The following is a 24,714-nucleotide window of genomic DNA, read 5'->3' as shown; positions in this document are numbered from 1 at the left end:
GGTTACTTTTGAGGCGTTTGTCAAAAGTGACTCGCTGTAAGAGCGAAACCGCCAGCCGCCGTTACCGCAGAAACGGATATGTACACAAATCACAAATCACAAATCACAAATCACAAATCACAAATCACAAATCACAAATCCCCCCAACCCCACCAGTCGCCGACCCCAGACAATTGGCTCACTTCCTGCAAGTCCCCCACATATCGCCATAAAACCTTCACCCCAAAACGCGTGAAGGCCCCAGTGGCTGCGGGTAAATGATGTGCATCTGACGGTTCGCCAACCCTTGCGGGGGTGGCAGGGCCGCGCGAAGAGCAAGAGGACAGCGATGAAGGCAGTAATTCTGGCAGGTGGTCTCGGTACGCGGATCAGCGAAGAGTCGCACCTCAAGCCCAAGCCAATGATCGAAATCGGCGGCAAGCCAATTCTTTGGCACATTATGAAACAGTACTCCGCCCACGGGATTCATGACTTCGTGATCTGCCTTGGCTACAAGGGCTACGCGATCAAGGATTTCTTCGCCAACTACTTCCTGCACACCTCCGACGTCACCTTCGACATGTGCAACAACCGCATGGACGTTCACCAGAACTACAGCGAGCCGTGGCGCGTGACCCTGATCGACACCGGCGAAGACACCATGACTGGTGGCCGCCTGCGCCGCGCCGCCCGTTACCTGGAAGGCGAAGAAGCGTTCTGCTTCACCTACGGCGACGGCGTCTCGGACCTCAACATTGGCGCGTTGGTGGACTTCCACCTGACCCACGGCAAGCTCGCGACCGTGACCGCCGTGCAGCCGCCGGGCCGTTACGGCGCCCTGGAGCGCGACGGAGACAGCGTCAAAGGCTTTATTGAAAAACCACGCGGTGATGGCGGCTGGATCAATGGCGGTTTCTTCGTGCTGTCGCCCAAAGTGCTGCCCTACATCGCCGACGATCAAACCTCCTGGGAAGCCGAGCCGCTGGCTGCGTTGGCCAACGAACAGCAACTGCAAGCCTTCCAGCACGACGGTTTCTGGCATCCGATGGACACCTTGCGCGACAAAAATCACCTTGAGCAGTTGTGGCTGAGCGGGGAGGCCCCATGGAAACAATGGGATTGAGCCCGGAGTTCTGGCGCGGCAAGCGGGTCCTGCTCACCGGCCATACCGGTTTCAAAGGCAGCTGGCTGACGTTGTGGCTGCAAAGCCTAGGGGCCGAGGTCAGCGGTTTTTCGCTGGACCCGTCGACCGAGCCGAGCCTGTTCGAGCTGGCGCGGGTGCACGAAGGCATCAACGATCAGCGCGGCGACTTGCGTGACCTCGGCGCGCTGCTAGAGCTGATCGCCGAGACCCAGCCGGAAATTGTCCTGCACCTGGCGGCCCAGCCGCTGGTGCGCGAAGGTTATCGCGACCCGCTGGGGACTTACTCCAGCAACGTCATGGGCACCCTCAATCTGCTCGAAGCGATCCGCCAGGTCGGCGGCGTGCGCGCCTGCGTGCTGGTGACCACCGACAAGGTCTACGCCAACCAGGAATGGCTGTGGCCGTACCGTGAAAACGAAGCCCTCGGTGGACACGATCCCTACAGCAGCAGCAAAGCCTGCTGCGAGTTGTTGGCGCAGTCCTACGCAGCGTCGTTCTTCCCGGCCGAGAAGCATGCCGAGCACGGTCTGGCCCTGGCCACGGCGCGTGCCGGCAACGTCTTGGGCGGCGGTGATTTTGCACCAGAGCGTTTGATTCCCGATGTGCTCAAAGCCTGGTCCGCCGACGAACCCGTGACCCTGCGCTACCCGCAAGCCGTGCGCCCTTGGCAGCACGCGCTGGAGCCGCTGGCCGGTTACCTGCAACTGGCCGCCGGGCTCTACGAAAAAGGTCCGGCATTTGCCGGTGCGTGGAACTTCGGCCCGAGCGAAGCGGACATGTGCAGCGTCGGCGAAGTCGTCGAATTGCTCGCCAGCCGCTGGCCGCAAGCCCGTGGCTTGCGCATCGAGCCGAGTGATTTGCACGAAGCCGGTTTGTTGCGCCTGGACAGCAGCCGCGCCCGTCAACTGTTGGCCTGGCAACCGCGCTGGTCGTTGCAGCAGTGTTTGACCCAGACCCTCGACTGGCACCTGGCGTGGCAAAACGGCGATGACATGCGTGAAGTCACGTTGGGCCAGTTGAACCTGTACCGAGGCGCGCTGTGAGCGAGTTTCTGTTGAAACCATTGCCGCTGGCCGGGCTGTTCAGTGTGCAGCACAAACGCTTCGAAGATGATCGCGGGCACTTTGCGCGGCTGTTCTGTGAAGGCAGCCTCAGCGCCTTCGGCCAACCGTTTCATATCCGTCAGATCAACCATTCCTGCACACGTTTACGCGGCAGTGTGCGCGGTCTGCATTACCAGAACGCCAGCGCGCCGGAAGCCAAGCTGATCACCTGCCTGCGTGGTGAAGTCTGGGACGTGGCGGTGGATCTGCGGCCCGATTCCGAGACCTTCCTGCACTGGCACGCCGAACACCTGCGGGCCGGCGACGGTCGCAGTCTGTTGATCCCGGCCGGGTTCGCCCATGGTTTCCAGACCCTGACCGACGATGCCGAATTGCTCTACCTGCACAGCGCTGATTACACGCCGGTGCACGAGGGTGGTTTGAGCGTGAATGATCCACGGCTGGCGATTGCCTGGCCGTTGCCTGTCAATAATCTGTCGGCACGGGATTCCAGCCATCCCTTGCTCGATGAACACTTCGCTGGAGTACGTGTATGAACTGCCGTGGTTGCAGGACTTCTCTGGCCTTGCCGCTGATCGATCTCGGCACCTCGCCGCCGTCCAACGCTTATGTGCGCGCCGATCAGCTGGAACAGGCCGAGCAATGGGTGCCGCTGAAAGTGGCGGTGTGTCAGCAATGCTGGCTGGTGCAGACCGAGGATTACACCAGCGCCGACAGCCTGTTCGACGCCGAGTATGCGTATTTCAGTTCGTTCTCCAGCACCTGGCTGGCCCATGCCGACAAATACGTTGCCGAGATGGTCGAGCGTTTCGGCCTGACCGCCGACAGCCGCGTGGTGGAAATTGCGGCCAACGACGGTTACCTGTTGCAGTATGTGGCCGGGCGCGGCATCCCATGCCTGGGCGTCGAGCCGACCCGCAGCACCGCACAAGCGGCGCGGGAAAAAGGTCTGGAGATCCGCGAGCTGTTCTTCGGCCGCGACACGGCTTCGCAGTTGATCGCCGACGGTTGGTCCGCCGACTTGATGGCGGCCAATAACGTGCTGGCCCATGTGCCGGACATCAATGATTTCCTCGGCGGTTTCGCGACATTGCTCAAGCCGACCGGTGTGGCGACGTTCGAGTTTCCGCAGTTGCTGACCTTGATGGCCGGGCAGCAGTTCGACACGCTGTATCACGAGCACTATTCCTATCTGTCGCTGACCGCTGTCCAGACCCTGTGCGCGCGCAACGGTCTGGAAGTGTTCGACGTCAGTCAGCTGTCCACCCATGGCGGATCGCTACGGGTCTTTGTCCAGCGCGCCGACGGTGTGCGCCGCGACGTGCAGCCAGCGGTGGCTCAACAGCTGCAAGCTGAACTCGCCGCCGGGGTGAAAACCCCGGAGTACTACGCGACCCTCGCGCCCGCTGCCGAACGCATCAAGCACGAACTGCTGCGTTTCCTGTTGCAGGCAAAAGCCGACGGCAAGCGCGTGGTCGGTTACGGCGCGGCGGCCAAGGGCAACACCTTGCTCAACTACGCCGGGGTCAAGCCGGACCTGCTGGCCTGGGTCGCCGACGCCAACCCGCACAAGCAGGGCAAGTACCTGCCGGGCAGTCGCATCCCGATTGTTTCTCCCGCGCAGATCGATCTGGAAAAGCCCGATTACGTCCTGGTCCTGCCGTGGAACCTGCTGCACGAAGTCAGTCAGCAACTGGCTCAGGTACGCGAGTGGGACGGCCGCTTTGTCATCGCCGTGCCTGAGTTGACCGTCCTGTGAAGGTCCTGGTCACCGGGGCGACCGGGTTCGTCGGCAGGCATCTGGTCGAGGCCTTGCTCGCCTGTGGCTGCGAAGTCCGCGCCGTGGCGCGTAACGCCGAGACCGCCGCGAACTTGCCGTGGATCAATGCCGTGGAATTCGTTGCGGCGGATATTCACGCCGCCGACCTCGATATCGCCGCGCTGACCGATGGCATCGACGCTTTGGCGCACCTGGCCTGGCCAGGGTTGCCGAACTATCAGGCGCTGTTTCACTTCGAGCACAACCTGATGGCCGATTACCGGTTCATCAAGGGCGCGGTCGAGGCGGGCGTCTCGCAAGTGCTGGTCACCGGCACCTGTTTTGAATATGGCTTGCAGAGCGGGCCGCTCAGCGAGCAGACCGCGCCGCAGCCGGGCAACCCTTACGGCTTGGCAAAAAACACCCTGCGCCTGTTCCTGGAAAGTCTGCAGCGGGTTCAACCGTTTACCCTGCAATGGGCGCGGTTGTTCTACCTGCACGGCGAGGGGCAAAACCCGAACAGTTTGCTGGCGGCGCTGGACCGGGCCATCGATGCCGGTGACGCCAGTTTCAATATGTCGGCTGGCGAACAGTTGCGCGATTACCTGGCCATCGAAACGGCTGCGGGTTACCTCGCCGCCATCGTGCAACAGCGTGAATTCGACGGCGTGATCAATTGTTCCAGCGGCCAACCGGTTTCGGTCCGGGCGCTGGTCGAGCAGCGACTGCGCGAACGTGGCGCAGCGATCCGCCTGAACCTCGGTCATTACCCATACCCGACCCACGAGCCAATGGCGTTTTGGGGCGTGGCGGACCGTTTGCAACAGCTACTGGGAGCAGAGCATGAGGCATGAGTTGTATCGGGTCGCCGACCTGCCGGTGTTGCAGAACCGTACCTTTGCCGACCCAGCGTCGGCGAAAGCGTCGGCGTGCGCCGACATGGTCTTGGTGCAGGACGAAAAGAGCGGGTTGATCTTCAACCAGGCCTTCGATGCCGACAAGCTCAGCTACGACGCTGACTACCAGAACGAACAGGCGCACTCGGGCCAGTTCCAGAAGCACCTGAGCGATGTCGAAGGCATCATTGCCCGTCACTTCAAGGGTCAGGAACTGATCGAAGTCGGCTGCGGCAAAGGCTACTTTCTCGAGCTGCTGAAAAGCCTGGGCTACGCCATCACCGGCATTGACCCGGCCTACGAAGGCAGCAACGCCGATGTGATCAAGGCGCCGTTCACCCGTGGCCTGGGCCTGGCGGCGGACGCCATTGTGCTGCGCCATGTGCTGGAACACATTCAGGACCCGGTGAGTTTCCTCGCCGAGATGGCCGACGCCAATCAGGGCGGGCAGATCTACATCGAAGTGCCGTGCTTCGACTGGATCCTGGAACACCGTGCCTGGTTCGACCTGTTCTACGAGCACGTCAATTATTTTCGCCTCGATGACCTGCGCCGGATGTTCGGCACGGTGCACGAGGCCGGTCACCTGTTCGGTGGCCAATACCTGTACATCGTGGCGGACCTGGCAACTTTGCGCCTGACCCCGGAGCAACCGGTGCCGCGCCTTGAGTTGCCACCAGGTTTCACCAGCAGCCTCGAGCGTGCGGTGCAGATTATCCAGGCCGACCCCGAGCAAGGTTCGGCGATCTGGGGCGCGTCGTCCAAAGGCGTGATCTATTCGCTGTTCCTGCAACGGGCCGGCGTGGCGGTGGATCGCGTGGTGGATATCAACCCGGCCAAACAGGGGCGGTATCTGCCCCTGAGCGGCGTGCGGGTGTCCTCGCCGCAAGAGGCCATGGACGCTCTGCCCGAAGGCGCCAACCTGTTTGTGATGAACTCCAACTACCTCGAAGAGATCAAGCGGATGACCGATGGACGCTACGTCTATCACGCCGTCGACAGCGCTTCGTTCCAGTGACTATTGAGATTAGAAAAATGACTGACAACACCATCAATACAGCCTTCGAAGCCGAATGCCAGGCAGAAATCGCCGCCCAGGGCGACGACCAGAAACTCACCGGTCTGGCCCAGGATTTCTTCAACCAGTCGGCCAAGCACAAGTACAGCTACCACTTCTCGTGGATGGGCCGTCCGATCATTCAGTTGCCGCAAGACATGATGGCGATGCAGGAAATCATCTGGCAGGTCAAACCCGACCTGGTGATCGAATGCGGCATCGCCCACGGCGGTTCGATCATCTACTACGCCTCCCTGCTGGAACTGCAAGGCCACGGTGAAGTGCTGGGCATCGACCTCGACATTCGCCCGCACAACCGCGAAGCCATCGAAAGCCACCCGATGAGCAAGCGCATCAAAATGATCGAAGGTTCGAGCATCGACGCCGCCATCGCCGAACAAGTGCGCGCCGCGGCCGAAGGCAAGAAAGTCATTCTGGTACTGGATTCCAACCATACCCACGACCACGTGCTGGAAGAACTGCGCCTGTACGCACCACTGGTCTCGGTCGACAGCTACTGCGTGGTCATGGACACCGTGGTTGAAGACATGCCGGCCGACTTCTTCCCGGATCGTCCATGGGGTCCGGGCGACAACCCGAAGACCGCCGTGTGGAAATACCTGGAAGAAAACGCGGACTTCGAAATCGACCGTCAGTTACAGAACAAGCTGCTGATCACCGTGGCGCCGGACGGCTATCTGCGTCGCGTTCGTTAATCATTATTGAATCTGGGTTCTCGGCGCTTGGCCGGTTGTGGGGATAGAGATATGCACGTTCAAAACACTGCTCGTAACGATGTGGCACCGCTGAATGAACGGTTGACGGTGGTGGTGATTTCCCACAACCGCAACGCCTATCTGCGGCGTACCTTGCAGTATTACAGCAGCTATCCCTGCACGATTCTGGTTCTGGATTCTTCGCTCAAAAGCGACGACGACATCACCCGGGATTACCCGATGGTCGATTACCGGCACCTGCCGCAGTTCACCTACACCGGGTTGCAGGAAAAACTCGCCTATGGTGTGAATCAGGTCACCACGCCGTACATGGTGCTGGCGGCCGATGATGATTTCCTGCTGCACGATGCGGTCACCGAGTCGCTGGAGTTTCTGGAAGACAACGTCGACTACGGCATGTGCCACGGCTACGGGATCATGTACCTGTCCCGTGCCACGGAAGTGAATTACTTCCGTCGTGATCGCAAGGGGCCGGAAGATTACTGCTCGGATCGGGCAGAGGATCGCCTGACGCAATTCATGGGGCATTTCCTGCCGCCGTTCTACGCGGTCAGCCGCACCGAGTTGCTACAAGACTGGCACAACGCTTTGCTGCCGAACACGAGCTTCGAGTGGCAGGAAATCGGCCATGCCTATTACATGCTCGCACGGGCCAAGGCGCGGATTTTGCCGATCCCGTTTGCCGTGCGGGAAATCCCTTACGGTGCTTCGGAGCACAACACCAACGTGCTGACGGTGTTGACGCTCAAGGATGCGAAAACCGTTGCCGACCGCGAGCGCTTTGCCGAGTTTCTGGCCTCGTTGCCGACCGGCATGAGTCACAAGACGCTGGCCGAGGGCAAGCAGGTGGCGCTGGACAGTTTCGCCACCATGGCCGACTGCCTGACTAACCTGCGGTCGTTGCAGGGGACAATGATTTTCACATCGACCTGGCATGCGGCGGGCAAAGAGCCGGTGCGTGTGTTTGGTCAGCAACAGTTTGTCGAGATGCCGTTCTACAACCAGCCAGTGTTCGATCTGCTGACCGAATTCGAATTCCTCCTGCACACCATGCCGGCCGGTAAGTTGCAGTTGCAGGAACTGGAAGGCATTTTGCTCAAGCAGCATGAGCTGATGCGCGTTCACCCTAACGACAACGACCGCACACTGCGTGCCCGTTTGTGGGAAGCGCTGAGCCTCTATGCGTTCAACCGTACTGTGGTTGCGCGTCTGGCAGAGTCGTTGCAGGGCACCGAGGAAGAGGAAGAGGGCGTCAGGTTGCAAGCCTGGGCCAAGCGCCTGGCGTCGGTGCCGAAACAGGACGAACAGTCGTTGTTCGAGAACATGCCGTCCGGTCGCCTGCTGAACTGGCTCGAAGCGCGCAACCCGGATACCAAACAGCTCAAGTCGATTGCCGCGCACCTGGCTAAGCACCACGGCGGTCCGCAATTCGGCATTCTCTTGCTGGACCTGGACGCCGACATGGTCAAGTTGCAGACCACCTTCGACAGCCTGGTCGGTGGCCACTGCAAAGCATTCAAACTCGTGGTGTTCACCACCGGTGATTTGCCGGCAACCACTACGCCGCATGACACCGTGCATTTTGTCAAAGTCACCGCCACCAACTACGTCGAACGCATCAACCAGAGTGTGGCCCAGTCCACCGTCGATTGGCTGGTGCTGGCTGAGGCCGGTGATCAATTCACCGCCAGCGGTCTGCTGCGTGCCAGCCTCGAATTGCTGGGCGCCGAGGGCGTGCGTGCGGTGGCCATGGACGAAATCCAGCGTCAGGAAAACGGTTCCCTGAGCGATGTGTTCCGTCCAGGCGTCAACCTTGATCTGCTGCAAACCGTGCCGTCGCTGATGGCTCGTCACTGGCTGATCCAGCGTGATGTATTGGCCGAAGCCGGTGGTTACTCGACTGAATACGAGTCGGCACTGGAGTTTGATTTGGTGCTGCGCCTGATCGAAGACGGCGGCTTGGGTGGCCTGGCACATCTGGCCGAGCCGCTGCTGATCTGCAACGCGCCGTCTGCCGAGGAAAACTCCCACGAGCGTCAGACCCTGACTCGTTCCCTGACGGCCCGCGGCTACCGTGGCCGGGTCAGCTCCGAGCTGCCGCAAACCTGGCAGATCGACTACCAGCACGCCAAGCGCCCGAAAGTGTCGATCATCCTGCGCAGCCAGGACAATTTCGAGTCGCTGCAGCGTGCCGTGGTCAGCGTGCTGCAACGCACCCGTTATCAACCGCATGAAATCCTGATTGCCGATAACCACAGCCAGTCCGAAGAACTCGCCACCTGGCTCGCCAGCCTGGAAGGCAAGGGCGATCGCCTGCGCGTCCTGCGTACCGGCAAACGTCTGAGCGCCTCGGCGCTGCATAACGTTGCCGTGCGTGAAGCCAAGGGCGACTACGTGGTGCTGATGTCAGCCGACGTCGAAGTGGTCAACTCCAACTGGCTCGATAGCCTGCTCAATCAGGCTCAGCGTCCGGAAGTCGGGATTGTCGGCGCTAAGCTGATGGACATTCGTGGCGTCACCACGCAAGCCGGTCTGGTGCTGGGCCTCAATGGCGTGTTGGGCTCGGTGTTTATCGATGAGCGCAAAGATGCCAAAGGCTACATGAACGGCCATCAGGTGGAACAGAACTACTCGGCGGTGTCCGGGGCTTGCATGATGGTGCGCAAAGAGCTCTACGAAGCCGTCGGCGGCCTGGACGAAGAGCATTTCGACGAAGCATTTGCAGACATCGATCTGTGCCTGAAAGTCGCCGACGCCGGTTACTTGATCGTCTGGTGCCCTCAGGCGCAAATGCTGCACCCGGGCCTGTTGCCTGACGCGCCGCAGACCGCCGCGGCCCTGCAAGACAAGTGGCAGGCGCGCTTCGCCCTAGATTCGGCTTACAACCAGAACCTGGCCTTGACCGGCAAGGGCTTTACCCTCGGCGATGCTTCCAGTGTGAACTGGGCGCAGTTGCTTGCTTAAGCCTGCTGACAGGTAAAAGGACTCAAGGCATGTTCAACGGTAAATCGATTTTCATCTCGGGCGGTACCGGTTCTTTCGGGCGTAATTTCATCCGTCGCCTGTTGGAGCAATACCAACCTAAACGGGTGGTAGTGTTCTCGCGCGACGAACTAAAGCAGTACGAGATGCAGCAGACGTTCAATGCGCCGTGCATGCGCTACTTCCTCGGCGATGTGCGGGATGGCGAGCGTTTGCGTCAGGCCATGCGCGGTATCGATTACGTGGTGCACGCCGCCGCCCTGAAGCAAGTGCCGGCGGCGGAATACAACCCCACCGAATGCATTCGTACCAACGTCAATGGCGCGGAAAACATCATTGCCGCGGCCATCGATAACGGTGTGAAGAAAGTCGTCGCGCTGTCTACCGACAAGGCGGCCAGCCCGATCAACCTGTACGGTGCAACCAAGCTGCTGTCAGACAAACTGTTCGTGGCCGCCAACAACATTGCCGGCGAACAGCAGACCCGATTTGCTGTGGTCCGCTACGGAAACGTGGCGGGTTCGCGAGGTTCGGTCGTGCCATTCTTCAGTAAGCTTATTACCGAAGGCGCAACCGAATTGCCCATCACCGATGAGCGCATGACGCGCTTCTGGATCACGCTTGATCACGGTGTGCAATTTGTGCTCGACAGCTTCGCCCGCATGCACGGTGGTGAAGTGTTTGTGCCGAAGATTCCATCGATCCGCATCGTTGATCTGGCGTCGGGCATGGCTGAACACTTGCCGCACAAGAACGTCGGCATCCGCCCGGGCGAAAAACTGCACGAGTTGATGGTGCCGCTGGACGACGCGCGAATGACCCTGGAGTTCGCCGATCACTACACCATTCAGCCGTCGATTCGTTTCACCAGCGTCGACGTGGATTTTGCCGTCGACAACCTGGGCGAGCAGGGTCGGCCTGTCGGTGAACACTTCGAGTACCGCTCCGACACCAACCCGCACTTCCTGTCGGTGGGCGAAATCGCCGACCTGCACGCAGAGTTGTCGGCATGATTCCATACGGTCGGCAAAGTCTCGATCAGGCAGACATCGATGCGGTGGTTGCTGTATTGCAGTCTGACTGGCTGACTCAAGGGCCGACCATCGAACGTTTCGAACAGGCCATGGCCGAGCGCTGCCAGGCCGATTTCGCGGTGGCGGTGTGCAATGCCACGGCCGCGCTGCACATCGCTTGCCTGGCGGCGGGGCTCGCGGCGGGCGACCGTTTGTGGACCACGCCGAATACCTTTCTGGCCTCCGCCAATTGCGGTCGCTACTGCGGCGCAGAGGTGGATTTCGTCGACATCGATCCGCTGACCTGGAACCTCGATGCCTTCGCGCTGGAATCGAAACTTGAAGCCGCCGAACGTGACGGTACGCTGCCGAAAGTTTTGGTGGCCGTGGCGTTTTCTGGCCAAAGCTGCGACATGCGCAAGATCGCTGAACTGGCCGAGCGTTATGGTTTCACCGTCATCGAAGACGCCTCCCACGCGGTGGGTGCATCCTATGCCGGGCGTCCGGTGGGGTGCTGCGAATTCGCGGCAATGACGGTGTTCAGTTTTCATCCGGTGAAGATCATCACCAGCGCCGAAGGGGGCATGGTCCTGACCCATCGTGCAGACCTGGCCGAACGCTTGCAGCGCTTGCGCAGCCACGGCATGACCCGCGATCCGCAGCAGATGACCGAGCCGAGCCACGGTCCCTGGTACTACCAGCAAGTGGAGCTGGGTTTCAATTACCGGATAACCGACCTGCAAGCGGCCCTCGGGTTGTCACAACTGAACAAGCTCGACCACTTCATCGAACGCCGTCGTGAGCTGGCGGCGCGTTATGATCAATTGTTGGCCTACTTGCCGCTGACCTTGCCCAGTGCGCAGCCCGAGGCCGGATCGGCATGGCATTTGTACGTGGTGCGTTTGCAGACGGATCGCATCAATCTCAGCCATCGACAAGTGTTCGAAGGCTTGCGATCGGCGGGTGTCGGTGTGAACCTGCACTATATTCCGGTGCACTTGCAGCCGTACTATCGCGACCTGGGTTTTGCCGAAGGTGATTTTCCGCAAGCCGAGCGTTATTACGACGAGGCTATCAGCCTGCCGATGTTTCCCTTGCTGAGCGACGAACAGCAGGACTATGTGATCGAGCAACTGCGGCGACTTCTTCTTGAAGAGTAGTGCCTTGAACAGGAGTGAATCTTGAGCTGCGTAGCCATCATCCCGGCCCGGGGCGGCAGCAAGCGAATCCCGCGCAAGAACCTCAAACCGTTCGATGGCGTGCCGATGATCGTCCGCTCGATCTGTACGGCGCTGGATTCGCAGCTGTTCGATCAGGTGGTCGTCAGTACCGACGATGAAGAAATCGCCGGGGTCGCGCGGGCGCACGGTGCTCAGGTGCCGTTCATGCGTCCGGCGTCGTTGGCCGACGATTTCACCAGCACGGCGGCGGTGATGGTCCATGCCTTGAATGAGCTTGCGGCATTCGACTATGCCTGTTGCCTCTACGCCACCGCGCCGCTGTTGCAGGCGCGGTTCCTGCGTCAGGGATTTGAATTGCTGGAGCAGCACGCGGATAAATCCTTCGCATTTTCCGTGGCCGGTTTCGGCTTTCCCGTGCAGCGTGCCTTGACCCTTGACGAGCACGGCGCGTTGACGTCGTTGTACCCGGAGTTTCGCAACACCCGCTCGCAGGATCTGGCCGAAGCCTTTCAAGACGCCGGGCAGTTCTACTGGGGGCGCAGCGAGGCCTGGTTGCGCGGCGATGTGTTGTTTTCCCCGGCGAGCCTGCCGGTGATTCTGCCACGGCATCTGGTGCAGGACATCGATACCCTCGAGGACTGGAAGCGCGCTGAATACCTTTACGTCGCGCTGAAGGCTGGAGGCGAACTGCAATGAGAGTGCTGATTCGCTCCGACGCGTCGCCGACCATTGGCAGCGGGCATATCGCTCGCTTGTTGCCTCTGGCCAGAACGTTGCGCAAGCAGGGCTCGCATGTTGCCTTTGCATGCCGGCTGCTGCCGGGTCATCGGTTGGACAGTTTGGCGGCCGAAGGTTTTGAAACTTTCGCGCTGCCGGGGCGTTATCCCGATGAAGATCCGCAGCAAGGCATCGAATCGATGTTGCCCTGGCAGGCGGACATCGACGCGCTGGCGCACGCGTTGGAACACCATCCGGCGTTCGACTGGATCATCGTCGACCACTATGGCCTCGACCATCACTGGCAGACGGCGGCCCGGCGCTGGGCGCCACGGATCGCCGCGGTGGATGACCTTGCCACCCGTCAATACGCCGTCGATCTGCTGCTCAACCAGAACTTGTCGGGCACGCCGGCGGCTTATGCCTCGCTGCTCGCGCCCGGCTGCCAGACGTTATTCGGCCCACGTTTCGCGATGCTGCGCGATGAGTTCCGCTGCCCGGCGATCCCCATCAGGCCTCAGGCCAAGCGGGTGCTGGTGAATTTCGGCGGCTTCGATGCGGCGATGCAGACTCATCACGCGATGTTGGCGATGGCCGATTTCGACGCGCTGGAAGTCGATTTTGTTGCCGGTGCCGACAACCCGGCCTGGGACTCAATGCAGGCCATGGCGGCGACTCGGCCGAACTGGCGGTTGCACAGTTTTGTCAGCAACTTCTACCGACTGATGACGGAGGCTGACCTGTTTGTCGGCGCCGGTGGCGGCACCAGTTGGGAGCGCGCGGCCATGGGGCTGCCGACGATTTGCATCGCGGTCTCGAACAATCAGCAGGCCAACGGCGAGGTCATGGCGGCCTCGGGTGCCCATGTCTACCTGGGCGCTCGTGAACAGGTGAGCGTTGAACAGCTGCGCCAGGCCATCGGTTTTGTCGCGGGTAATCAGGGGATACGCCAGAGTCTGGCCGAGCATTCGCGGCAGTTGGTGGATGGTCGGGGCGCGCAGCGGGTGGCGGCAGCGTTGGCCGGTGCGGTGTTGCAGATCCGTCTCGCGACCGCAGACGATGCACAGCTTCTGTTCGACGGACGCAACGCCGAGGCGGTTCGGCGCTGGTCGCTGGACGCCGGGGCGATTGAATGGTCGTCGCATCAACACTGGCTGGCCGCCAGTTTGAATAATGCGCGGCGCTTGCTATTGATCGCCGAAACCGATGACGGTCCGGTGGGGGTGTTGCGTTATGACGTGCGCGGTTTTGAAGCCGAAGTCTCGATTTATCTGTTTGAAGATCGCATCGGCCTGGGCTGGGGCAGGGCGCTGCTGGCCCGCGGCGAGACGTTCGTGACGGCCCACTGGCCACAACTGACGGCCATCACCGCCCAGGTGTTGCCGGACAACCAGTCTTCGCTGAAGGTGTTTCGCGAAGCCGGTTTTACTCAGAGTGCTTGCGCGTTCACGCGCGTATTAAAGGAACGCAGCAATGGCTAGCTTCAAGATCGGCAACCGCTCCATCGGTGCCGACGCGCCGCCGTTCATCATCGCCGAGATGAGTGGCAACCATAACCAGTCGCTGGACATGGCGCTGCAAATCGTCGAAGCGGCGGCCAAGGCCGGCGCGCACGCCTTGAAGCTGCAAACTTACACTGCGGACACGATGACCCTGGACCTGGCCGAAGGTGAGTTCTTCATCAAGGACCCCAAGAGTCTGTGGGCCGGAACCTCGTTGTACGCGTTGTACGAGAAAGCGCATACGCCGTGGGAATGGCACGCGCCGATTTTCGCCCGGGCCAAGGAGCTGGGCATGCTGGCCTTCTCCACGCCGTTTGATGACAGCGCCGTCGACTTCCTCGAAAGCCTCGATGTGCCGGCCTACAAGATCGCCAGTTTCGAAAACACCGATCTGCCGCTGATTCGCCGGGTCGCGGCCACCGGCAAGCCATTGATTATCTCCACCGGCATGGCCAGCATCGCCGAGCTCGACGAAACCGTGCGCGCTGCCCGTGAGGCGGGATGCAAGGACCTGGTGCTGCTCAAATGCACCAGCACGTACCCGGCGACACCGGCCAACAGCAATGTGCGCACGATTCCACATTTGCGTGAATTGTTTGGCTGCGAAGTCGGCCTGTCCGATCACTCCATGGGTGTCGGCGTGTCCGTGGCGGCCGTGGCGCTTGGAGCGACGGTGGTGGAAAAACACTTCACCCTCGACCGTTCGGCCGGTGGTGTGGACGCCAGTTTCTCCCTGGAGCCGGCCGAACTCGAAAGCCTGGTGATCGAAACCGAACGTGCCTGGCAGGCCATGGGCCAGGTGCATTACGGCGTAACCGAGGCCGAGCGCAAGTCCTTGGTGTACCGACGCTCGCTCTATGTCACGCAAGACATGGCGGCCGGCGAGCCGTTCACCGTCGCCAATCTGCGTGCGATCCGTCCTGGACTGGGGCTGGCGCCCAAACACGCTGAAACCCTTCTGGGACGCCGCGCCCGCCACGCCATCAAGCGTGGAACCCCGCTGCACTGGTCATTGGTCGAATAACGCCTTATAGGTCTGATTCGGCAAAATAGCGTGACCTGCGAGTCATAACGCGCATCTTCACTGTATTGTATTAATCGGGGAGGTGGCGCCTGGTCTCTGTTTGGCCCAGTGATAGCCTTTTATTCTTCCCGTTGTCGCCTCCATGGGGCGACGTTTTTCTCTGTTTGTCGGCGCCCCTCGAATCATTACGAGCGGTGGTATTGGGCTGTTTATTATTGGGAAGCCGTAATGATTGGCATAAAAAGCATTGCGAGCTACGTTCCTGTAGCCGGCGTGGACAATTACGCACAAGGTGCAAAATTCGAAAAGGATGAAGAGTTCATCCTGGGCAAAATCGGTTCGGCCTTTCTGCCGCGCAAAGACGCCGAGCAGGAAACTTCGGACCTGTGTGTCGAAGCAGCCAATGCGCTGTTTGCCAACAATCCCGATCTGAAGCGCGATTCCGTTGACGTACTGATTGTCGTCACTCAGAACGGCGACGAAGAAGGCTTGCCCCACACCGCAGCCATCGTTCAGGACAAATTGGGCCTGCCGACCACCGTGGCGGCGTTCGATATTTCCCTGGGCTGCTCCGGCTACGTCTACGGCATCTACGCGATCAAGGGCTTCATGGAAGCCGCCGGCCTGAAGAATGGCTTGCTGATCACCGCCGACCCGTATTCGAAGATCGTCGACCCGGAAGACCGCAACACCACCATGCTCTTCGGCGACGCCGCCACCGCGACCTGGATGGGCGAAAACGCGCCATGGCAGCTGGGAAAAGCCAAGTTCGGCACCGACGGTTCCGGTGCGCCGCACTTGAAAGTCACCGACGGCGTGTTCTACATGAACGGTCGTCAGGTGTTCAACTTTGCGCTGCTCAAAGTCCCGGCGCACTTGCATGAACTGCTGGAGGACTCGCAGCTGACGGCGGCCGATATCGATGCCTTCTGCATTCACCAGGGCAGCGCAGCAATCGTCGACGCCGTGGCGCGTCGCTTCGAAGGCGAGCCGGAGAAGTTCATCAAGGACATGGTCGAGACTGGCAACACCGTGTCCTCGAGCATTCCGTTGCTTCTGGAAAAGCACGTGCTGGACTCCGACTGGAAGCGCGTTGCGCTGAGCGGTTTCGGCGTTGGCCTGTCCTGGGGCTCGGCGATCCTCTACCGCCCTTGAACAAGGCGTCTTAGTCAAAGAAAGCCAGACACAAAAAAAGCGCTCAAGGTGTAATCTTGAGCGCTATTTTTTTGCCCGAACAAACTGCGAGGCGCCATGAGCGAGTTCTTTGAGCACAACGTCAAGGTCATCGAGCACCGCTGGCCAGCGTTGGCGGTGCGTTTGCTGATTGAAAACACGAGCCAATTGCAGGCTGACCTGGTGGAAGGTCTGGGTTCGACGTTGAGCATCAACGGCATTCAGCTCACCAGCCGCCATGACCGCAGCCGCGAGGCTGCGCTTCAGGCCGACAGCTTGCCGGTCGACAGTCCGGTGGTGCATGTCTACGGCACCGGGCTGGGCGATCTGCAAATGGAGTTGCTGCAACGCGCCGGTCTTGAGCGCTTGTACGTGCACATCCTCAACGGTGCCGTGTTTGCCTTGGTGCTGCAACTGCTCGATCAACAGCCGTGGCTCAGCGATCCGCGGGTCGAGCTGTTGTATGCCGGTGACCTAAGGGAAATCCAGCTACCGTTTTTTGCACTGCCTTCCGAGCTGGTACTGGCCGACGATTTCAGCGCGAAGATCCGTGATCGCCTGATCAGTGAAATCCATCTGACCTTCAATAATCGTGAGTTCGATCCGCAGTCGCCTGACATCGTGGAGCGCTTGCAGGTCAGTCTCAAGTGGGTGGAGGGCGATCGCGATGTGGCCGAGTTGTTCGGTTCACAGCCGGGGCGGGAGGTGTTTGTCATCGCCACCGGTCCGAGCCTGGAACAGCACTTTGCGACCTTGCGCGCGATTCGCAATGAAGCCGCACGACCGTTGTTCATCTGCGTCGATACGGCCTATCGTCCGCTGCTCAAGCACGGCATTCGTCCCGACATTGTCGTCAGCATTGACCAGCGCATCTCGGACCGGCACCTGCCGGCTGAAGGCACGTCCGACATCACGCTGGTGTACATGCCCATGCTTGATCCAGCGGTGCTCGAGGCCTGGCAGGGGGCGCGTTATGCCGGTTACTCCGCGAGCCCGATCTATCAGCAGTTGCGTCGGCAACTGCCCCGGGGCGAGTTGTACGTCGGTGGCAGCGTAATTCATCCGGCGGCAGACCTGGCGGTGAAGATGGGCGCGGCGCAAGTCACGCTGTTCGGCGCCGACTTCGCGTTCCCGGGCGACAAGACCCACGCGGGATGGAGTGATGGCGATCTGGGGCCGCAATTGGGCGCCGCCAAGCACTGGGTGCTGGACGGTCACGGCCAGCGCATCAAGACTCAGCTCAACTTCCGCAGTTACCTGTGTGAACTGGAGCGTTTTATCGCGGGCCATCCAAAGGTGCGCTTCTATAACAGCAGCCGGGCAGGGGCAATGATCGCCGGCACGGTTTTTCATCCGGAGTTTGCATCGTGAGCGCGCTTGAAACCTTCGTTGCCGATGCGCAGCACTGTGCAGCCTTGTTTCGCCTGGGGCGTGATGTCGAAGCCGGGCTGGCGATGATCGAGTTGGCCGGTGCGGTCCACCCGGCGTTCGATTCGAAGCCGCAGGAGGCTCAGCAGCAGTGGTCGTTTGTGCTCGGCCAGATGTTCGCGTGTCAGGAAGCGCAGGACTGGCTCGCTCTGGCCGATTGCCTGGAATATGAACTGGTCCAGTTGCTGAATAACACGCTGTCCATTTAAGCAATTTCCCCTCTGTCGGTGCCGGCGAGTCCTCGCTAACCTGTCGCCGACATTTCGCTGACGTCATTTTTTCGCTGTCGGATCGTCGCCAACCCCTTGATTTGCGGGGGGTGGCAACGTGATGGCAAATAATTTTGAAAATCCCCTAAAGCAAGTTGCATTGGCGACGATAACTATTACGAAGGTTCTCTAGGCCATACCCGGCGGTTGCCAGGGCCGGAAGCCGCAGTACCCAACCAACGAGGAATTCGTCATGGCTTTAACAGTAAACACTAACGTCACGTCGTTGAACGTTCAAAAGAACCTCAACCGCGCTTCCGACGCTCTGTCGACTTCGATGTCTCGTCTGTCTTCCGGCCTGAAAATCAACAGCGCTAAAGACGACGCCGCCGGCCTGCAGATCGCTACCCGTATGACCTCGCAAATCCGCGGTCAGAACATGGCGATCAAAAACGCCAACGACGGTATCTCGATCGCTCAGACCGCTGAAGGCGCGATGCAGGAATCGACCAACATTCTGCAGCGTATGCGTGAACTGGCAATCCAGGCACGTACCGACTCGAACGGCACTGCAGACCGCGTCGCTCTGAACAAAGAGTTCATGGCGCTGTCGGACGAAGTGACTCGTATCGCCCAGTCGACCAACCTGAACGGCAAAAACCTGATCGACGGCACCGCCGGCACCATGACCTTCCAGGTTGGTGCCAACAGCGGTGCTTCCAACCAGATCACTCTGACTCTGGCCAGCGGCTTCGACGCTGCAACCTTGTCCGTTGGTTCGGCTACCCTGCAAATCACTGGTAACAGCTCGGCTACCGCTCAAGCTTCGTTCACCGCTGCTGTGACCCGTATCGACGCGGCTCTGGCAACAATCAACGCCAGCCGTGCTGACCTCGGTGCTGCACAAAACCGTCTGACCAGCACCATCTCCAACCTGCAAAACATCAACGAGAACGCTGAAGCTGCTCGTGGTCGCGTACAAGATACCGACTTCGCTTCTGAAACTGCCCAGCTGACCAAGCAACAAACTCTGCAACAAGCTTCCACCGCAGTTCTGGCTCAGGCCAACCAACTGCCATCCGCTGTACTGAAACTGCTTCAGTAATAGCTGATTGAGTTTTGGCGAGGGGTGTGCGCTGGTCGTGCCCTCTCGCTTTTTTACTTTTGGAGGTGATGGACATGGATATGAGCGTGAAGCTGAACTTGTCTTATCCGGCGGCGAAGCAGGCGACCACGGTTGTCGACAAACCAGCGGAAAAGCCTCGAGCGGAGCCCGCGAAAGTGGTCGACGTCAAGGAGGTGCGCAAGAGCGCACAAACCGAGCAGGACAAACTGAAAATGGCTGTTCAAGAAATTGAAAAGTTCGTTCAGTCGGTCAAGCGCAATCTGGAGTTCTCGATTGATGAGCCTTCAGGTCAGGTTGTTGTGAAAGTCATTGCCAGTGAATCCGGTGAGGTGGTCCGTCAGATCCCCAACGAAGAAGTCCTGAAACTGGCGAATAGTTTGAATGATGCAAGCAGCCTGTTGTTCAGCGCTAAAGCCTGATAACTGGCACGAATTTTGTTGCTATGTTCTTTTGGGCGTTGTAGTGGTCAAAAGGCCGGCGACACACTGAAGGGAGTTACACATGGCAAGTCCAATTTTACCGGGCACGGGTTTAGGTTCAGGTCTTGATACCGGTGCTATCGTCAAAGCCTTGGTGAACGCTGACAAAGCGGCCAAACAAGGTCAGATCGACCGTGGGACCGCCACCAACTCGGCGAGTATTTCCGGGGTCGGTACCTTGAAGTCGCTGCTGGCCACATTCCAGACGGCGCTCAAGGATCTGGGTAGCGCGACATCCCCTCAGTTCACGGGTTTTGCAGCGACCACCGCCAACGCCAAAGTGGTTACCGCCACCGCAAATAACTCAGCGGTCGCCGGCACTTACACCGTCGCCGTCACTCAATTGGCAACCAGCTCGAAAGTGGCCAGTGCTGCCTTCGCCGGTGGGGCAACCAGCCCGGTCGCGTCAGGCACATTGACGATCAATCAGGGTAGCAAGTCCTATACCGTTAACGTTGCGGCGGGCGCCACCCTGCAACAGGTTCGTGACTCCATCAACACTTCGTACCAGTCCAGTGGCCTCAGTGCCAACATCGTGACCGACAGTTTCGGTTCGCGTCTGGTGTTGGGTTCCAGCACCACGGGTGCCGGATCCGAGCTCAAGGTCAGCGGTATTGCCGGCCTGGATATGGACGGTACCGTGAAAATGGCGGCAACGCCGACTGCGACTTCTTCGGGTGCCATCGGCGAATTGCCTGTGGATGCGCTCTACAGCGTCGATGGCTTGGCCATGAGCAGTCCTTCCAACACCGTGAGTAATGTTTCCGGGTTGTCGATGACCTTGCTGTCCAAGGACACCACCACCGTAACCGTCGCAGGCAACAACGATGGCCTCAAGGCTTCGATCCAGAAGTTTGTCGACGCCTACAACGCAGTGGCCAACGCAGTGACGTCCTTGACCAAGCCGTCCCTGGACGACGATGGCAAGCCGACCGTCCCGGCCGCGCTGACCGGTGATGCGATGCCGCGCGCGATTCTGGCTGCCATGCGTGGCCCCTTGACCGCGGCCGGTGCCGGCGACAAGCTGACTGTGCTCTCGCAATTGGGGATCAACACTGACCAGAAAACCGGCGCACTGAACTTCGACTCCGCCAAGTTCACCGCAGCCATGAATGACAAGAAGCTCGGTGGCGAGGTTCAGACCCTGTTTACCGGAACCAACGGTCTGCTCGAGCGCATGAACAATGTGATCAAGCCATACACCGATACCGGCGGAATTCTGGATACCCGCACCTCCAGCCTGAATAAGGCCAAAACCAAACTGGCCGAAGACCAAGGAGCCCTGGACCGCCGGATCGAGAACCTGACCGCTGTGCTGACCAAAAAGTACAACGACATGGATACACTCGTTGGCAAGTTGAAGGCGACCGCCAGCAACATTACTTCGATGTTTGAGGCGATGACTGCGCAGCAGAAGAACTCGTAACACGCACAACGCCAAAAGCCCGGCAGCGTTTTCAAGCGCTCCGGGCTTTTTTCATTTGAATCTAAAGTTTTTTGACGCGTCGTCGATACACTGGTTAGACGAACTACACAATTTTGATGAGGTACAACATGAATCCAATGTTAGCCCTTCGCCAATACAAGAAGATTGGCGCTCAAGCGCAAACTTCCGAAGCCAGCCCGCATCGTCTGGTTCAGATGCTGATGGAAGGCGGGCTTGACCGTATCGCCCAGGCAAAGGGCGCGATGGAACGCAAAGACATTCCGAACAAGGGCGTACTGATCGGCAAGGCCATCGGCATCATTGGTGGTTTGCGTGAAGGTCTGGACCTTGAGAACTCCGTCGAAACCGTAGGTGAACTGGACAACCTGTACACCTACATGATGAAGCGTCTGGCCGAGGCCAACATCAAGACCGATCCTGCAATTCTCGACGAAGTCGCTGATTTGCTTCGAACAGTCAAAGACGGTTGGGATGCTATTGCCGCGCCGGGCCCGCAGTTTTAAGGAGATCACCATGAGTCTTGTATTGCAGCGAATCGAGCACACCCGCGAAGCCCTGGTCGGCGCATTGGCCGAGCGAAACTGGGAGGCCATCGGTGAGTTGGACCTGGCGTGTCGTTCGTGCATGGAAGACGTCTTGAGTGAGGCTTCGGTGGACGAAGCTGCTCTGCGCGATAATCTTGAGGAGTTGCTGGGGGTATACAAGCAGCTTCTGGAAGCCGCGACGGGGGAGCGGCAAGCTATAGTCGACGAGATGTCGCAGATCCATCAAGCACAGAGCGCGGCAAAGGTTTACCATCTGTTTGGTTAATTAATCCTCAGTTAATCCAAACATAGTGCGCCATAAATTTGACTGTGCACGGTTTTTTGACTTAACTAGTGGCTGGTTCCAGATTTCAGGCGTCTACAGGCATAACGTGTCTGCAAGCGTCTAGCTTGCCCCATCATTTTGGGCATTGAGTTGACTAGGGAAGTTGCTATTGCATGTGGCGTGAAACCAAAATTCTGCTGATTGATGACGATAGCGTCCGCCGCCGCGATTTGGCGGTGATTTTAAATTTTCTCGGTGAAGAAAATTTACCCTGCGGTAGCCATGACTGGCAGCAGGCTGTCGGCTCTTTGTCATCAAGTCGTGAAGTGATCTGTGTCCTCATCGGGACGGTCAATGCTCCTGGCGCACTTCCGGGCTTGTTAAAGACACTCGCAACCTGGGATGAGTTCCTTCCGGTTTTGTTAATGGGTGATAATTCTTCCGTTGACTTGCCCGAAGACCAGCGTCGCCGAGTGCTTTCGACCCTGGAAATGCCACCCAGCTACAGCAAATTGCTCGACTCGCTGCACCGTGCCCAGGTCTATCGCGAGATGTATGACCAGGCCCGCGAGCGCGGTCGTCATCGCGAACCCAATCTTTTCCGCAGCCTTGTCGGCACCAGCCGGGCGATTCAACACGTCCGTCAGATGATGCAGCAAGTGGCCGACACCGACGCCAGCGTGTTGATCCTTGGTGAGTCCGGCACCGGCAAGGAAGTGGTCGCGCGCAACCTGCATTACCACTCCAAGCGTCGTGACGCGCCGTTCGTTCCGGTCAACTGCGGGGCGATCCCGGCCGAGTTGCTGGAAAGCGAATTGTTCGGCCATGAGAAGGGTGCTTTCACCGGGGCGATCACCAGCCGCGCCGGGCGTTTTGAGTTGGCCAACGGCGGCACCCTGTTTCTCGACGAAATCGGCGACATGCCGCTGCCGATGCAGGTCAAGTTACTGCGCGTGTTGCAGGAGCGCACCTTCGAGCGCGTGGGCAGCAACAAGACCCAGAGCGTCGACGTGCGCATCATTGCAGCGACTCACAAGAATCTCGAGAGCATGATCGAGATCGGCACCTTCCGCGAAGACTTGTACTACCGCCTGAACGTGTTCCCGATCGAGATGGCCCCGCTGCGCGAACGTGTCGAAGACATCCCGTTGCTGATGAACGAGTTGATCTCGCGCATGGAGCACGAGAAGCGCGGTTCGATCCGCTTCAACTCGGCGGCGATCATGTCGCTGTGCCGTCACGGTTGGCCGGGCAATGTTCGCGAACTCGCCAACCTGGTGGAACGCATGGCGATCATGCATCCCTACGGGGTGATCGGCGTGGTCGAACTGCCGAAGAAATTCCGCTATGTCGATGATGAAGACGAGCAACTGGTCGACAGCCTGCGCAGCGATCTTGAAGAGCGGGTGGCCATCAACGGTCATACCCCGGACTTCACCGCCAACGCCATGCTGCCGCCGGAAGGCCTGGACCTCAAAGACTACCTCGGTGGTCTGGAGCAGGGCTTGATTCAGCAGGCGCTGGATGATGCCAATGGCATCGTGGCGCGTGCCGCAGAACGCCTGCGTATTCGTCGCACCACACTGGTGGAAAAGATGCGCAAGTACGGCATGAGCCGTCGCGACGGTGATGAACAGGCGGATGATTGACGCCTGTTTTTCAAGTCGTTCATTTGTAGGCGGTTTTTTTTAGGCACGGGTATTGCTACATCCCTCGCAACGTTCCGTTTAACTGACGGTCAGCCTAGCGAGAGAGCACGATGCCCCAAGCCGCCCAGATGTCTCCTGTCCCTGACGCTTCGGGGCAACCGTCGTCCGTAGAGCAGGCAAGCCGGCTTGGCCTTGAGCAGGCGTTCTCGCTGTTCAACCAGATGTCGAGCCAGTTGACCGACTCCTATAGCATGCTGGAAGCCCGGGTCACCGAGCTCAAGGGTGAGCTGGCGGTAGTCAGCGCTCAGCGCATGCAAGAGCTGGCGGAAAAGGAACGCCTGGCCAACCGTCTGCAAAACCTCCTCGATCTGTTGCCGGGCGGCGTCATCGTCATCGATGCCCAGGGCATTGTGCGTGAAGCCAACCCGGCGGCCTGCGAGTTGCTTGGTCTGCCCCTCGAAGGCGAGCTCTGGCGCCATGTCATTGCCCGCTGCTTTGCCCCCCGCGAAGACGACGGTCACGAAATCTCCCTCAAGGACGGTCGGCGTCTGTCGATCGCCACTCGCTCGCTGGATGCCGAGCCTGGGCAGTTGGTGTTGCTCAACGACCTGACTGAAACCCGTCATCTACAAGATCAACTGGCTCGCCACGAACGCCTGTCGTCTCTTGGGCGAATGGTCGCCTCGCTGGCCCATCAGATTCGTACACCGTTGTCCGCCGCCTTGCTCTACGCCAGTCATTTGACTGAACAGGAATTGCCGGTCGCCACGCAGCAACGTTTTGCCGGGCGCCTGAAAGAGCGATTGCATGAGCTGGAGCATCAGGTTCGTGACATGTTGGTGTTCGCGCGCGGCGAGCTGCCGTTGACCGACCGCGTCACGCCCAAGCAATTGATGCAGTCCCTGCAATCGGCGTCGCTGACTCATGTTCAGGACCTGCCGATTCGCTGGCAGTGCGACAGTCATGCCGGTGAGCTGCTGTGCAATCGCGACACCCTGATCGGCGCGATCCTCAATCTGATCGAGAACGCTATTCAGGCCAGTGCCGGTGCTGTCCGCTTGAAAGTGCATTTCTATGCCAGGGGAAACAACCTGCGCGTGTGCGTCAGTGACAGCGGCAGCGGCATCGACGGCAAAGTTCTGGCACGCCTGGGTGAGCCGTTTTTCACCACTAAAACCACTGGGACTGGCTTGGGCCTGACCGTGGTCAAGGCCGTGGCCCGTGCTCATCAGGGAGAATTGCAGTTGCGTTCGCGGCCGGGTCGTGGCACCTGCGCGCAGGTCATCCTGCCGCTTTTTTCCGGTGAACAGCCCAGCGCTCAGGGAGCGGAGTGAAGGA

23 protein-coding genes are annotated in these 24,714 nt (G+C 59.7%); all 23 read left to right on the top strand.

Going from position 1 to position 24,714, the window contains the following annotated elements:
• The first annotated feature begins 328 nt into the window (after positions 1-328).
• The 23 genes from rfbF to K0F88_RS16115 all read left to right on the top strand — a co-directional run bounded on the left by rfbF (position 329) and on the right by K0F88_RS16115 (position 24,710).
• Positions 329-1,102, top strand: a complete 774-nt coding sequence (gene rfbF, locus K0F88_RS16225) for a glucose-1-phosphate cytidylyltransferase (RefSeq protein WP_094471206.1) — start codon at positions 329-331, stop codon at positions 1,100-1,102.
• The gene (rfbG, locus tag K0F88_RS16220) at positions 1,084-2,166 is read left to right on the top strand and encodes a CDP-glucose 4,6-dehydratase (protein ID WP_094471207.1); all 1,083 of its coding nucleotides are present in this window, start codon (positions 1,084-1,086) and stop codon (positions 2,164-2,166) included. The genes rfbF and rfbG overlap by 19 nt, the downstream gene beginning before the upstream one ends.
• On the top strand, positions 2,163-2,723 hold the full coding sequence (locus K0F88_RS16215) for a dTDP-4-dehydrorhamnose 3,5-epimerase family protein (RefSeq protein WP_094471208.1): 561 nt from the start codon (positions 2,163-2,165) through the stop codon (positions 2,721-2,723). Before rfbG ends, K0F88_RS16215 begins: the two co-directional genes overlap by 4 nt.
• Positions 2,720-3,946 carry a class I SAM-dependent methyltransferase gene (locus tag K0F88_RS16210; protein WP_094471209.1) on the top strand — a complete coding sequence of 409 codons (1,227 nt, stop codon included), beginning with the start codon at positions 2,720-2,722 and terminating at the stop codon, positions 3,944-3,946. The genes K0F88_RS16215 and K0F88_RS16210 overlap by 4 nt, the downstream gene beginning before the upstream one ends.
• Positions 3,943-4,800 carry an NAD(P)-dependent oxidoreductase gene (locus K0F88_RS16205; RefSeq protein ID WP_094471210.1) on the top strand — a complete coding sequence of 286 codons (858 nt, stop codon included), beginning with the start codon at positions 3,943-3,945 and terminating at the stop codon, positions 4,798-4,800. Before K0F88_RS16210 ends, K0F88_RS16205 begins: the two co-directional genes overlap by 4 nt.
• Positions 4,790-5,860 carry a class I SAM-dependent methyltransferase gene (locus K0F88_RS16200; protein WP_094471211.1) on the top strand — a complete coding sequence of 357 codons (1,071 nt, stop codon included), beginning with the start codon at positions 4,790-4,792 and terminating at the stop codon, positions 5,858-5,860. The genes K0F88_RS16205 and K0F88_RS16200 overlap by 11 nt, the downstream gene beginning before the upstream one ends.
• A gap of 17 nt (positions 5,861-5,877) precedes the next feature.
• Positions 5,878-6,615 carry a cephalosporin hydroxylase family protein gene (locus tag K0F88_RS16195; RefSeq protein WP_094471212.1) on the top strand — a complete coding sequence of 246 codons (738 nt, stop codon included), beginning with the start codon at positions 5,878-5,880 and terminating at the stop codon, positions 6,613-6,615.
• A 51-nt stretch (positions 6,616-6,666) separates the two neighbouring features.
• Positions 6,667-9,600, top strand: coding sequence for a TIGR00180 family glycosyltransferase (locus K0F88_RS16190; protein WP_219095692.1), 2,934 nt, complete (start codon positions 6,667-6,669; stop codon positions 9,598-9,600).
• A gap of 29 nt (positions 9,601-9,629) precedes the next feature.
• Positions 9,630-10,631 carry a UDP-N-acetylglucosamine 4,6-dehydratase (inverting) gene (gene pseB / locus K0F88_RS16185; protein ID WP_219095691.1) on the top strand — a complete coding sequence of 334 codons (1,002 nt, stop codon included), beginning with the start codon at positions 9,630-9,632 and terminating at the stop codon, positions 10,629-10,631.
• Positions 10,628-11,791, top strand: coding sequence for a UDP-4-amino-4,6-dideoxy-N-acetyl-beta-L-altrosamine transaminase (gene pseC / locus K0F88_RS16180; protein WP_219095690.1), 1,164 nt, complete (start codon positions 10,628-10,630; stop codon positions 11,789-11,791). The genes pseB and pseC overlap by 4 nt, the downstream gene beginning before the upstream one ends.
• A 21-nt stretch (positions 11,792-11,812) precedes the next feature.
• Entirely contained in the window at positions 11,813-12,508 is a 696-nt protein-coding gene (gene pseF / locus K0F88_RS16175) for a pseudaminic acid cytidylyltransferase (protein ID WP_094471215.1), read from the top strand.
• Positions 12,505-14,010: a UDP-2,4-diacetamido-2,4,6-trideoxy-beta-L-altropyranose hydrolase gene (gene pseG, locus K0F88_RS16170; protein ID WP_094471216.1), complete on the top strand. Its 1,506-nt coding sequence runs from the start codon at positions 12,505-12,507 to the stop codon at positions 14,008-14,010. Before pseF ends, pseG begins: the two co-directional genes overlap by 4 nt.
• Positions 14,003-15,055, top strand: coding sequence for a pseudaminic acid synthase (pseI, locus tag K0F88_RS16165; RefSeq protein ID WP_094471217.1), 1,053 nt, complete (start codon positions 14,003-14,005; stop codon positions 15,053-15,055). Before pseG ends, pseI begins: the two co-directional genes overlap by 8 nt.
• A gap of 228 nt (positions 15,056-15,283) precedes the next feature.
• The gene (locus tag K0F88_RS16160) at positions 15,284-16,210 is read left to right on the top strand and encodes a ketoacyl-ACP synthase III (RefSeq protein ID WP_219095689.1); all 927 of its coding nucleotides are present in this window, start codon (positions 15,284-15,286) and stop codon (positions 16,208-16,210) included.
• Between the two features lie 96 nt (positions 16,211-16,306).
• The gene (locus K0F88_RS16155; RefSeq protein WP_094471219.1) at positions 16,307-17,599 is read left to right on the top strand and encodes a motility associated factor glycosyltransferase family protein; all 1,293 of its coding nucleotides are present in this window, start codon (positions 16,307-16,309) and stop codon (positions 17,597-17,599) included.
• Entirely contained in the window at positions 17,596-17,865 is a 270-nt protein-coding gene (locus K0F88_RS16150; protein ID WP_094471220.1) for a hypothetical protein, read from the top strand. The genes K0F88_RS16155 and K0F88_RS16150 overlap by 4 nt, the downstream gene beginning before the upstream one ends.
• Before the next feature lie 253 nt (positions 17,866-18,118).
• Positions 18,119-18,970, top strand: a complete 852-nt coding sequence (locus K0F88_RS16145; RefSeq protein WP_219095688.1) for a flagellin domain-containing protein — start codon at positions 18,119-18,121, stop codon at positions 18,968-18,970.
• Positions 18,971-19,044: 74 nt separating this feature from the next.
• Positions 19,045-19,410, top strand: a complete 366-nt coding sequence (locus K0F88_RS16140) for a flagellar protein FlaG (RefSeq protein WP_094471222.1) — start codon at positions 19,045-19,047, stop codon at positions 19,408-19,410.
• A gap of 82 nt (positions 19,411-19,492) precedes the next feature.
• Entirely contained in the window at positions 19,493-20,896 is a 1,404-nt protein-coding gene (gene fliD / locus K0F88_RS16135) for a flagellar filament capping protein FliD (RefSeq protein WP_219095687.1), read from the top strand.
• A 128-nt stretch (positions 20,897-21,024) separates the two neighbouring features.
• On the top strand, positions 21,025-21,420 hold the full coding sequence (gene fliS, locus K0F88_RS16130) for a flagellar export chaperone FliS (RefSeq protein WP_094471224.1): 396 nt from the start codon (positions 21,025-21,027) through the stop codon (positions 21,418-21,420).
• A gap of 10 nt (positions 21,421-21,430) precedes the next feature.
• On the top strand, positions 21,431-21,727 hold the full coding sequence (locus tag K0F88_RS16125; RefSeq protein WP_094471225.1) for a flagellar protein FliT: 297 nt from the start codon (positions 21,431-21,433) through the stop codon (positions 21,725-21,727).
• Positions 21,728-21,900: 173 nt separating this feature from the next.
• Positions 21,901-23,376, top strand: coding sequence for a sigma-54 dependent transcriptional regulator (locus K0F88_RS16120; protein ID WP_150712167.1), 1,476 nt, complete (start codon positions 21,901-21,903; stop codon positions 23,374-23,376).
• Between the two features lie 128 nt (positions 23,377-23,504).
• A complete protein-coding gene (locus K0F88_RS16115) occupies positions 23,505-24,710 on the top strand; it encodes a PAS domain-containing sensor histidine kinase (RefSeq protein ID WP_219095699.1) in 1,206 nt (401 codons plus the stop codon).
• Positions 24,711-24,714 lie beyond the last annotated feature (4 nt).

It is taken from the genome of Pseudomonas sp. UMAB-40, assembly GCF_900095275.1.
Lineage (GTDB): Bacteria > Pseudomonadota > Gammaproteobacteria > Pseudomonadales > Pseudomonadaceae > Aquipseudomonas > Aquipseudomonas mandelii_B.
Note: the sequence above shows the minus strand (reverse complement) of the source record. Positions and strands in the feature narration are given on the sequence as shown.